At 63.7% G+C, this 10,989-nt stretch carries 8 protein-coding genes, 1 tRNA gene and 2 rRNA genes; 7 read left to right on the top strand and 4 right to left on the bottom strand.

The annotated features are described in order from the left end of the window. Nucleotides 1-88: ribosomal RNA gene (rrf, locus tag DFO58_RS08510) — 5S ribosomal RNA — on the top strand; the annotation flags it as partial. 763 nt (nucleotides 89-851) lie between these two features. Continuing rightward, nucleotides 852-968: ribosomal RNA gene (gene rrf, locus DFO58_RS08505) — 5S ribosomal RNA — on the top strand. 162 nt (nucleotides 969-1,130) lie between these two features. Here the strand turns inward: rrf (DFO58_RS08505) and ugpC are convergent. The 3 genes from ugpC to DFO58_RS08490 form a co-directional block, all read right to left on the bottom strand. Then, a complete protein-coding gene (gene ugpC, locus DFO58_RS08500; RefSeq protein WP_120990185.1) occupies nucleotides 1,131-2,192 on the bottom strand; it encodes a sn-glycerol-3-phosphate ABC transporter ATP-binding protein UgpC in 1,062 nt (353 codons plus the stop codon). 66 nt (nucleotides 2,193-2,258) lie between these two features. Beyond that, a complete protein-coding gene (gene otsB / locus DFO58_RS08495; RefSeq protein WP_047118576.1) occupies nucleotides 2,259-3,038 on the bottom strand; it encodes a trehalose-phosphatase in 780 nt (259 codons plus the stop codon). Between the two features lie 49 nt (nucleotides 3,039-3,087). Continuing rightward, nucleotides 3,088-4,533 (bottom strand): trehalose-6-phosphate synthase, encoded by a 1,446-nt coding sequence (locus DFO58_RS08490; protein ID WP_047118268.1) that lies wholly within the window; start codon nucleotides 4,531-4,533, stop codon nucleotides 3,088-3,090. A 420-nt stretch (nucleotides 4,534-4,953) separates the two neighbouring features. Between DFO58_RS08490 and DFO58_RS08485 the strand changes: the two genes are divergently transcribed. The 5 genes from DFO58_RS08485 (at nucleotide 4,954) to DFO58_RS08465 (ending at nucleotide 9,936) form a co-directional block, all read left to right on the top strand. Further along, entirely contained in the window at nucleotides 4,954-5,823 is an 870-nt protein-coding gene (locus DFO58_RS08485) for a thioredoxin domain-containing protein (RefSeq protein ID WP_047118269.1), read from the top strand. A 171-nt stretch (nucleotides 5,824-5,994) separates the two neighbouring features. Beyond that, nucleotides 5,995-6,068 (top strand) — tRNA-Thr (locus DFO58_RS08480). A gap of 234 nt (nucleotides 6,069-6,302) precedes the next feature. Continuing rightward, entirely contained in the window at nucleotides 6,303-7,253 is a 951-nt protein-coding gene (locus DFO58_RS08475; protein ID WP_047118270.1) for a DUF808 domain-containing protein, read from the top strand. A 104-nt stretch (nucleotides 7,254-7,357) separates the two neighbouring features. Continuing rightward, complete coding sequence (locus DFO58_RS08470) at nucleotides 7,358-9,007, top strand: N-6 DNA methylase (RefSeq protein ID WP_286163529.1); 1,650 nt, start codon at nucleotides 7,358-7,360, stop codon at nucleotides 9,005-9,007. Between the two features lie 2 nt (nucleotides 9,008-9,009). Further along, nucleotides 9,010-9,936, top strand: coding sequence for a hypothetical protein (locus DFO58_RS08465; RefSeq protein WP_052772240.1), 927 nt, complete (start codon nucleotides 9,010-9,012; stop codon nucleotides 9,934-9,936). On the opposite strand, the gene DFO58_RS08460 is transcribed toward DFO58_RS08465, so the two are convergent. Continuing rightward, the gene (locus DFO58_RS08460; protein ID WP_147407231.1) at nucleotides 9,933-10,691 is read right to left on the bottom strand and encodes a GNAT family N-acetyltransferase; all 759 of its coding nucleotides are present in this window, start codon (nucleotides 10,689-10,691) and stop codon (nucleotides 9,933-9,935) included. The two genes, DFO58_RS08465 and DFO58_RS08460, sit on opposite strands and share 4 nt — an antisense overlap. Nucleotides 10,692-10,989 lie beyond the last annotated feature (298 nt).

Here is a 10,989-nt window from a genome sequence, read left to right as displayed (position 1 = left end):
CGGTCCCATACCGAACCCGGAAGCTAAGGCCCATTGCGCCGATGGTACTGCACTCGTGAGGGTGTGGGAGAGTAGGTCACCGCCGGACTTAACTTGAGAAGTGGAAGGCTCCAACAGTGTTGGGGCCTTCTGCTGTTTAACCGGTGGATCCACGGGACGGGTGGTCTGGCCGGGACGGCCTGGCTGGGTGGCTGGTGCGGTTGGCTTGGCCGGCTTGGTGGCCGGTGGGGTGGGGGAGCGGTGGCTCCCCCTTTTTGTTGTTTAACCTGGGTTTTCGGTGGCGGCGCGGTGCCTTCTGGGCGGTCGGGGTGCTGTCCTGCGGCCGGCACCGTGGGGATGGCGTGGGCAAGGGGAGCGCTGCCGGGGCCGCGGCGCGGTGCGGTTGGCTGCGGAGCGGGGAAGAGCCCGGACCACAACAAAACCCCTGATTTCGAATCGCTAGTCCTTTCACGGCCTTCGTGCTTGCCGCCATTGGGATGAATGGCTCGCAGCGGCAGTGGTGGTAGCAGACTTCACCCATCCTTGCTTCACTGCGTAGTTGTGCTGGCTTTGCCGTTCCTGGGTACATGGCAAACCATCTGCGCTGCCGCTGGCGCGCACCCACGCCGCTCTCAAGCTCCAATCCAGAGCCGGACCGGCATGGGATTGCCAGGCGCTGTATCGTGGCCGGAGACTGGCGTCTGAGGCCTTCTGGAAGCTTAGATCGCCAGAAAGCATCTATGGCGAAGGCCACGTTGCCGAAAGAGTTCCTCGATTGGCGCGGAGGGCGGAGATCCTGCTATAGTTATGGAGTTGTCGCAATCGCGAATGACACCGTAGTTTTCCCACGGCCAAGCTGTGCGGGTTAGAGTTACGGCGATCATAGCGTGGGGGAAACGCCCGGTCCCATACCGAACCCGGAAGCTAAGACCCACTGCGCCGATGGTACTGCACTCGGGAGGGTGTGGGAGAGTAGGTCATCGCCGGGCACAATGTGCCGAAGGCCCCGAGATATCTCGGGGCCTTCGATGTTTAACAAGTCGATAAGGGTAGTGAGGCTGGGTCAGCAGCCGCCGGAGATGCCGACGATGACCAAGGGCTCGGATCCTCATGGATCCGAGCCCTTGGTCATGCGTCAGAGTCTTTGCGGACTAGCCAAGTCGCAGACCGGTTTCCGTATCGAACAGGTGCACATGCTGCAGCTTCGGTGCGATGTTCAGCCGCTGGCCACGGGCCGGTGGGGTGCGGCCATCGACGCGGACAACGATGGTCTGCGGGCGGCCTGCCAGCTCGGCGGTTGCGTAGACATAGGCATCGGCGCCAAGCTCTTCGACGACGTCGATGGTGATCTCCACACCCTCGCCTTCGCCAACGAACTCGATGTCTTCAGGTCGGATGCCCAGCGTAGTGCCGCCTGCAGCGCCTGGCGCGCTCAGGACGGTATTGCCGAACTCTACTTGGCCATTGCTCGCTTCCAGCTGCACGAGGTTCATGGCTGGCGAACCGATGAAGCCTGCAACGAAGACGTTGCGCGGACGGTCGTACAGTTCGCGGGGAGTCCCGACCTGCTGCAATTCACCGTCCTTGAGCACCGCGACGCGGTCGCCCATGGTCAGCGCCTCGACCTGGTCGTGGGTCACGTACACGGTGGTGACACCCAGGCGGCGGGTGAGCGACGCGATCTGGGTACGGGTCTGGACCCGCAGCTTGGCATCGAGGTTCGACAGCGGTTCATCCATCAGGAAGACCTGGGGGGAGCGCACGATGGCACGGCCCATGGCCACACGCTGGCGCTGGCCACCGGAGAGGGCCTTCGGCTTGCGGTCTAGATACTGCTCCAGATCGAGAAGCTGCGCGGCTTCCTTCACACGGCGGGCTCGTTCGACCTTGTCGACGCCGGCGATTTTCAGGGCGAAGCCCATGTTCTCGGCGACGGTCATGTGCGGGTAGAGCGCGTAGTTCTGGAAGACCATGGCGATGTCGCGGTCCTTCGGCGGAACGTTGGTCACGTCCTTGTCGCCGATGAGGATGCGGCCGGAGTTGACTTCCTCCAGGCCGGCAAGCATGCGCAGGGTGGTTGACTTGCCGCAACCCGAGGGGCCGACCAGAACCAGGAATTCGCCGTCGGCGATCTCCAGGTCGATTCCGTCGACGGATGGCACAAGAGCGCCCGGGTAAATACGGGTGGCCTTATCAAAGGTCACAGTTGCCATAACGACAATCCTTTCACGGGCAGGTACGTGCCCGACGATCCTAAGTGAAAGTGAATTGGGACACCGTTAGTTTCGCATGGAAATCAAACTTTTCAAAAGGTCCGGGATATCGAACGGGGAATCAATACGCTGCGTCGCCGCCGTGTCCCCGCTGCCGACCTTGATTCCGAGGTCGTTTTCGGTCAGCACCTTGAAGCCGTTTTCATCGGTGACGTCGTCTCCGATGAAGAGCACCGACTGGACATCCAGGGTGCGGCGCAGCCAAGCCAGCGCCTCGCCCTTGTGGGCGTTGAGCACCGAGGCTTCAAGCACCGCCTTGCCCGACATCAGCTTGACGCCCTCCAGCTCCTGCAGCGATTCCAGCGCTTCGGCCATGGCCGCCTGCGCGGCCTGAGGGCTGGCCTGGCGGACATGCAGCACGGTGGCCGAGGGCTTGAATTCCAGGTTCACGTTCTCGTGCCTGTCCGCGATCGCCTGAAGCCGGCCGGTCAGGGTGCCCAGCAGCTGCGTCTGGTCGAGGCTGAGCGGCGCGTCGGACCAGCCGTTCGAGAACTGCTCGGGGACCAGCCGTTCGGCCCCGTGGGACCCGATGCGGATGGCCGGCAGCGGCTCCGGGTACACCTCGGCCAGGGACTGCAGATTGCGTCCGGAGATCACCGCGGTGTAAACGCCGGCCATTCGTCCCAGCTGCTCCACCAGCACAGCGGATTCGGGCAGCGGCCTGGCATCCTGCGGCCGGTCGACCAGCGGTGAGAGCGTTCCATCGAAATCGAGCGCGACCAGCACCCGGGGATGGCGGGCGAAATCCTGCAGCGCAGCGGAGAGCTGCGGCGAAAGAGGTGACACGTGCTTAAGCCATCCTTCGGGGGCGGTAGTTTCGGCGGTTTGCGGCAAGTTAGGTGCGGGCAACATTCTCCTTGGCCGGAACGGATTTCGAGTTGATGTCTGCCAGCTCCGACAGGAAACGATCAGACCAGCCGGCCACGTCGAATTCCTCCAGATGGTGGTTCATGCGCTTCATGCGCTTGGCCTGTTCGGCCTCGTCCATGTTGACTGCCTCCATGATCTTGACCTTCATGCCGTCAATGTCATGGGGGTTGACCAGCACCGACTGGGTCAGCTGGTCGGCGGCGCCGGTGAACTCGGAGAGCACCAGCACGCCCCGCCCGTCCTGGTGCGCTGCCACGTATTCCTTGGCGACCAGGTTCATACCGTCGCGCAAGGCAGTGACCAGCAGGACGTCTGCCGCAAGGTACAGGGAAATCATTTCGCGCAGGGGATAGGAATGGTGCAGGTAGCGCAGCGTAGTGTGGCTGAGCGTATCGTGCTGGCCGGTGATCTGGCCGACCATCAGTTCTACCTGATCGCGCAGTTCCATGTACGAACCGACGTTTTCGCGGCTGGGGCTTGCCACTTGGATCAGGCATACCTCGCCGGCGTGGAGCTGTTCGTCCGCCAGCAGCTCGCCGTAGGCCTTGAGCCGGTGGCGGATACCCTTGGTGTAGTCCAGCCTGTCCACGCCGAGCATGATGGTTTTCGGGTTTCCCAATTCATGCCGGATCTGCGCGGCTCGCGCAATGATCTGCGGATCCCGGGACAGCCGCTGGATCTGTTCATAGTCGATGGAGATCGGGTGGGCGTCGGCGCGGCAGATATTCTGCAGGTCGTTGTCCAAGGAAGGGGTCGCCTCACGTCCCTTGGTTTGGTAGTCCGTGAATCGGCGCAGGCTTCGCAGGAAGTTGGTCGCGTCGGTTTCGCGCTGGAAACCGACCAGGTCGGCACCGGCCAAACCCTGCAAAATCTGCTTGCGCCACGGCAGCTGCGCGAACAAGCTCGCGGCGGGGAAGGGAATATGCAGGAAGAAACCGATCTTGAGGTCAGGACGGGCCAAGCGCAGCAGACGCGGCACTAGTTGCAACTGGTAGTCGTGCACCCACACCGTGGCGTTGGGCGCCGCGATCCGCAGCACCGCGTCGGCAAAGCGCTGGTTGATTTTTTGGTATCTGTCCCACCAGGTGCGGTGGTACGACGGCGGAACGATGACGTCGTGGTAGAGCGGCCACAGAGTCGAGTTCGAGAAACCTTCGTAGTAGAGCTCGAGGTCGTCTTCGCTTAGCGGCACCGGCACCAGATGGATACCGTCCTTGTCGAAGCTGTCCAGCTCTTCATCAATTCCGCCGTGCCAGCCAACCCATGCTCCTTCCGAAGCGGACATGACGGGTTCCAGTGCGGTGACCAGTCCTCCGGGTGCGCGCTGGAATCCCTGGGTGCCGTCCGGGTTTGTGACCCGGTCAACCGGCAAGCGATTGGCAACAACGACGAAGTCGGATGTACTAGCCATGTGGCCATCTTGTATCGAGCTACTCACGACAAACTCCTGGCTTAACCTTCAACCTGCAAACCGGCCGTTTAGCGATCCCCGGATTGGTGCGAATCCCTGCCCTGCAAGTTCATTGACTTATGCCTTGAGCCTAGTGAAATATCAGGGTCAACGGAATTATGTTCAGGATTTACTCCGATAGTGACGTAAACAACCACATTGAACTGGTCAAGCACAGTCGTGTATCGAGGCCTGCCTGATGCAACAATTCCACCGGACGCGCTATGTGGCTTAAGACCGGGCTTTGGCGGCAATTTGAGGAGTATATGCGCCTCCTGTGAAGGTGCGGGATTATCAATGAACTAGGTAGACCGGGTCCCGGCATTGGCTAAACTTGATTGCAGATGACAGTATTCCGCTGAGCAAGGAACCATTAAATTTATGTCTACGAATAATCCGCGGCCGTCGAAGGCTGAGCGTACGGCAAGCGCCCGCGAGAAGGCTTCGCAGATGCGCGCCGCACAGGAAGCAGCCGCCAAGCGCAAGTCGCTGTTCGTCAAGCTTGGCGTGCTGGGTGCCGTGATCCTTGTGATCGCCCTGGTAGTTACCCTGATCGTGCAGAACAACAATGCCAAGGTTGCCGATTCCGGCGCCGTTCCTGCGGGCGGCAACGCCGCTGGCGGCATTCTGGTCACTTCCCCGACCACCCTGGGTGAGCGCACCGTGGAGAATGTCGACGTGAAGTCCCTCGAAGTCCCTGCCCAGCAACCGGCAACCCCGGAACCCCGCGACCTGACCGTGGGGAAAAAGGGCGAACCGGTCAATATCACCATGTACGCCGACGTGAATTGCGTCCACTGCGCGGACTTCGAGGCCACCTATGGCCCGCAGATCAACGAGTGGCTGGCGGCCGGCGACATCACCGTGGACTACCGCAACGTCGGATACCTCGACGGCGGCTCGCCGACCAACTTCTCCTCGCGCGGTGCCAACGCGCTGGCCTGCGTTGCCAACGACAACCCGGCAGCGTACATGCCATTCGTGACCGCGATCTGGGGCCACTACCAGCAGGGTGAAATGAAGAACGCCCAGCTGGCCGAGATGGCGATCGCCGCCGGTGCCAGCGACAAGGTCACCAGCTGCATCGAAGACGGCACCTTCCGTCCGTTCGTCCAGTACACGACCGACGTGGCCAAGTACGACGGCGTAAGCGGCACCCCGACCTTGGTGGTCCAGGGCAAGGTCCTGGATCTGGCCAAGGACGATTTCCCGACCGTGGTGAACGCAGCCATCGAGGCGAACAAGAAGTAAATCCGCTCGGGTCGGCGGAGAACGGATGCGGATCGGGTAGAATTCCATATTGATCTCGCGCCAAGACCGGAGGGGAGAAAGCCAGCGACGGCTTTCTCCCCTCCGGCATTTAAAACGGCGACGGGCTCAATTCGCACAGTGGCTGGGTTCTCCGATATTCTTATGCGGTACGCCCCCTTAGCTCAGCTGGCCAGAGCGTCTGTCTTGTAAACTGAAGGTCACCGGTTCGAATCCGGTAGGGGGCTCGAACAAATCCTCGGAGTTCTGCATGAGTGCAGGTCTTCCGGGGATTTTTTGCTGACTGCGGCTTTTCCCGGCTCGCCGGTGCCGGTCCGAACTCGGCAAACGTGCCTAACCACTCGCTGGAAGTTGGATGAAATCGGGCGTGGACCACGTCGTCCTCGGTAAAATTGGACCAAAGGTATTTTCCCGTGCGCGGATCCGCGCGACCGGGGACCACAATTACAAGGAGACCAATCATGGCCGGTGGCCTAGTAGCCCTGCTGGATGATGTAGCCGCGCTGGTCAAGGTCACGGCCGCGTCGCTGGACGACATCGCGCTCGGAGCGGCCAAGGCCAGCACCAAAGCCATGGGCGTGGTGATTGACGACGCTGCGGTCACCCCGCAGTACGTCGACGGAATTTCTCCCAAGCGCGAGCTGCCGATCATCTGGAAGATCGCGGTCGGTTCCATCCGCAACAAGCTGCTGTTCATCCTGCCGGCCATCTTGCTGCTGTCCACTTTCCTTCCCTGGGCGCTCACCCCGATCCTCATGATCGGCGGCGCCTACCTGGTGTTCGAAGGCGCGGAGAAGATCCTCGAGGCCATGGGGCTGATCGGCCATCACGGCGCCGCCGAGGACGGCAAGGTCCGCGACGAAAAGGTGATCATCGGCTCGGCGACGCGCACCGACTTCGTGCTCTCGGCCGAGATCATGGTGATCTCGCTCAACGAGGTGGCCCACGAACCGTTCCTGACCCGGGCGCTGATCCTGGTCGCGGTGGCTTTCCTGATGACCGTCCTGGTGTACGGGGCCGTGGGCCTGATCGTGAAGATGGACGACATTGGCCTGGTGCTGGCCCAGAAGCAGCGCCAGTTCTCGCAGAAGCTCGGCCGCGGCCTGGTCAAGGGCATGCCGATTGTGATGTCGGTGCTGAGCAAGGTCGGCGTGGTCGCGATGCTCTGGGTCGGCGGGCACCTGTTGCTGACCGGCATGGACGAGCTGGGCTGGCACGCGCCGTACGGCTTCGTGCACCACGTCGAGATGCTGGTCCACGACGCCTCCGGTGCCGCCGGGGGCGTGCTGGGGTGGTTGGTCAACACCGCTTTCTCCTGCTTGGCCGGACTGATCATCGGCTCGTTGCTGACAGTCGTCATCCTCGGGATCAAGAAGCTGCTGGGCAAGAACAAGCCGGCCGCGGCGCACTAGCTATTGCCGCCGCGCAGCGTGCGTAGAATTATTGGATCGCCTCCGAAGGCCAAGCTCCTCGGCCCGGCCATTCTGTCCGGATGCCATGGAAAGATCGATGTGTGTTGAGTAGAGAACAGACCAAGCAGGACCCCGCAGGGCGCCACGCCCGCGGTGCGTACTTCACTCCGGAACCCGTCGCACGCTTCATGGCCCAGTGGGCGCTGGGCGAGCACGGGCACCGGGTGCTTGAGCCTTCCTGCGGCGAGGCGCAGTTCCTCGCCGCCGCGCATGACATCGTGGACGACGGCCGCGGCTCGGTGGAGCTGTTCGGCATCGAGCTGCACGAGCCCTCGGTGCAGGCAGCCCGTGCGGTGCTGGACCGGCAGGGTGCCGCCGCGCAGATCACCCACGCGAATTTCTTCCATGTCGCCGGGAGCCATGACATGGACGCGGTGATCGGCAACCCGCCCTATGTGCGCTACCAGCTGCACCGCGGCGAGGATCGGAAGCTCTCACGTGCCGCGGCCCGCGAAGCCGGCGTCGAACTCAACGAGCTTGCCAGCATCTGGGCGGCCTTCGTGGTGCATGCCACCAGCTTCCTGGCTCCGGGCGCGCGCATGGCCCTGGTGCTGCCGGCCGAGCTGATGTTCGTGAACTATGCGGCCCCGGTGCGCCGGATGCTGCTCGAACGCTTCGAGCGGGTGCACCTGGCGGTCTTCGAAGAACGGCTGTTCGCCGACGCGCAGGAGGAAGTGGTGCTGCTGCTGGCCGAAGGCTACGGCCAGGGCTCCAGCACCGCGCTGCGCCTGCACCAGTTCCGCAACGCCGCGGACCTCGACCGGTTGGGCGAGGGCATCGAGCACACCCCGGCCAGCACCTTAGAGCGCTGGACCGGATCGCTGGTCGGCCTCGAAGCGCAGGGCGTGCTGGAGCAGTCCCTGGCCACGGGCCGTTTCGCGCCGCTGCAGAGCTGGGGCGAGACCTCGCTGGGCGCGGTGACCGGCAACAACAAGTGGTTCACGCTCTCCCCGGCCCAGGTGAGCGAGCTGGGCTTGGCCCCCGATGACCTGGTGCGCATCTCGCCTCCGGGTTCCCGGCACCTGCGCGGCCTGGAACTGGACAACGAGCAGTGGGAGCGCCTCGGTGCCCATGGCAGCGCCACCTACCTGTTCCGGCCCGCCGCGCAGCCTTCTGCGGCCGGGCACCGGATGGTTGACGCCGGGCAGGTACTGGCGGTGGACAGCGCCTACAAGTGCCGGGTGCGCAGCCCCTGGTGGCGGGTGCCGCTTTTGTCGGTGCCGGACCTGTTCATGACCTACATGAACGCCGACACCCCGCGGCTGACCGCCAACGAAGCCGCGGTGCACCACATCAACTCGATCCACGGCGTCTACCTGGGCGCCGACGTGCGCGGGCTCGGGCGCGAGCTGCTGCCGCTGGCCTCGCTGAATACGCTGAGCATGCTCGGCGCTGAAATGGTGGGACGCTCCTACGGCGGCGGAATCCTGAAGCTCGAGCCGCGCGAAGCGGACCGGCTTCCGGTGCCTTCAGCCCCGGCAGTGGCGGCCCATGCCCCGGCGTTGCGCGAGATCAAGAACCAGGTGCGCGAGCATTTGGCCCACGGCCGCAAGGCCGAAGCCACCGCGCTGGTCGACGGGATTGTCCTTGAACAGCTGCTGGGCCTGGATCCCGCGGCCATCGCCGCGGTGCACCAGGCCCGCGCCGACATGTTGGATCGCCGGAAGGCACGAAGTAAGACGGTGAAAAACTAGACGTGGCAAACCCTGCGATTGAAAAGACCCTCGCCTTTGCGGAGTTCGACACCACGCTGATGTCCGCCGCCAAGGATTCGCCCTGGATCCGCAGCGGCGCGGTGACCGAGGAATTCAATCCCTCCTACGAGGTGCTCGAACGCCTGCTGAGCATCCCGGTGCGCTCCAAGGCCGCCACCCGCTCCGGGCGCTTCGCCCAGGGCGTGGACACCTGGTTGGCCCACGAACTGCGCCGCGCGGGATTCGACGCCGACCTGGTCTGGCCGCGCACCGAGGCGCCCCGTGTGCTCTCCAAGGACATCCTGGAGCTGCTGCGCCGGCTGCCCGAGCGCCTCTCCGAGGAGGTGCACGAGGCCATCATGGCGGGCAAGGCGGGAAGCACGGACGCCCGGATCCTGGGCCGCGCCTACATGAAGCAGACCGACGTGGTGATGACCCACTGGTCCACCGGGCCGGAGCTGCTGCTGAGCACCAAGGCGATGACCTCCTCATTCGGCAAGAACCTGTCAAACCGCTACGAGGAGGCCTACGGGGACGCCGCGAACCTGCGCGCCCGCTATCCGCTGGCCGCCGTCGGATTCTTCTTCGTCCAGCGCGCCACGATCCTGGAATCCGAGCCGGCGGCCTACCGCCGCACGGTGGACATGATCCGCAAGCTGCGCGATTTCGGAGACGGCTTCGGCTACACCGCCACCGGGCTGCTGCTCGTGGACTGGGACGATGAAGCAGAGAACCCACAGGTCAAGTGCGTGCACTCGCCGGTGCCCGCGGATATCGCCGCGCCGCAGTTCCTCAACGCGATGGTGGACGAGGTTCTGAAGGTCACCCCGATCGACCTGCATGAGGCAGCCCGCGCTCGCCGGGCCGGAGAAGTCGCCCCGCTGCCCGGCCACGAAGCTGTGGACGAGCAGCAGGAAGCGCTCTTCTAGAACGCCGGATCGACGCTGGTGGTTCCCAGCCAGTCGTTGTCCGGGGCCTCCATGCCGAGCCTCGGGAAATGCTGGTCGGCCTCTTCGGCCTCCGGGCCGATGTGCAACGTAGGCACCAGCGAGGGAAGCTGTCCCAGCTCCGCGCCCAGCTCCGAGGCCAGCGACGGCGCCGGCTGGGCCTGCACCGCCTGTTCCAGCGCCGGCTGCAGCGATACCGGTGCGAGGGAATCCTCGGCCGGCAGGGCAACCAGGACGACGTCCTGCACAGCGGGTTCAGGCTGCGGCAGCCCGGCGGCCCAGTCGCGCGCGGCGTCGGTAGCCCGGTAGATGAACTTGGTCTGCCCGTCCTGCTCGAAGGTACGCTCGCGCTCCCACAGCTCGGAACGTTCGTAGTACGCCCACGAGGCGGGGTTCGCAGAATCGATGATGGTGATCGGCGTGCCTCCGGCGTGCAGCGCGAATTCGAGGCGCATCGACGCGACATGCTGGCGGATGCCCATGCGGCGGGAGTCCGGGCGCACCGCCATGGAGCCGAGCTCGAGCGCGTCCATGGCGCTGGTCGGGGCGATGATCGAATCGTGCACCACCCCGGCAGCGACCAAGAGCTCGCCGTCGCGGACGGTTACGACCGCGCGGGCGCGGTCCATTTTCTGGTGCCAGCGGGCATCGGTCACGGCGTACAGGCCAGCCAATTCAGCACGTTCGGCCTCATTTGGAGACAGGCATGACAAGGCAAAAGTCAGGTTTTCAAACACTGGGGTACGGTCCTAAAAAGCTAAGAACGAACGAAAAAGTGGCTTTGCTTCCCGGGGAAAAATCCGTTCGGCGGTTTCGTTGGCCTTGAGGGGACCGTTGCCGGCGGCTTCCGGCAGCTTCCTTGTAGGGCCCAGTTTGAGCTCGATGAGCTAGAAAAATTATGGGGTCTGAAAGTGCACTTTGACAAGTTGAAACGAGGGCTGCGAAGTGAACTCTAAATAAACGAATTGCCACCGTTTTTCAGTGCTTGTCATCGACCATTTTGGAGGTTTTTGATTCCCTCGGCGCGTGGTGTTC

Origin of the sequence: Arthrobacter sp. AG1021, from assembly GCF_003633665.1 — a bacterium.
In the GTDB taxonomy this organism is placed as follows: Bacteria; Actinomycetota; Actinomycetes; order Actinomycetales; family Micrococcaceae; genus Glutamicibacter; species Glutamicibacter soli.
This window is presented reverse-complemented; position numbering and strand designations above follow the sequence as displayed.